The sequence below is a fragment of the Streptomyces sp. NRRL F-2664 genome, assembly GCF_000719345.1.
Classification (GTDB): Bacteria; Actinomycetota; Actinomycetes; order Streptomycetales; family Streptomycetaceae; genus Streptomyces.
On sequence record NZ_JOFX01000534.1, the window covers coordinates 1 to 271 of the forward strand.

A 271-nucleotide genomic window follows, 5' to 3' on the forward strand; every position below is an offset into this window, starting at 1 on the left:
GGCCGAGCACGGCGACAGCCCCAGAAAATCCGATCCCGATCGCGATTGAGACCTCCCGCGGTCTGCTGGCGGCCTGCCTGCGAGCGTCCGGCCGACGGGCCTATGCGGCCAATCCGATGGCGGCGGCTCGCTACCGGGACCGGCACGCCGTGTCCCGCAAGAAGTCCGACCACCACGATGCCGTCGTCCTGGCGAACATCCTGCGGACCGACGCCGAACTCCATCGGCCGCTGCCCGACGACTGCGACCTGGTCAGGGCGATCGCCGTCCT

General features: G+C 70.5%; 1 pseudogene. It reads left to right on the forward strand.

Features of this window, described 5'->3' with window-relative positions:
* A pseudogene (locus IF89_RS44300) lies at positions 1-271 on the forward strand (IS110 family transposase); the annotation flags it as partial.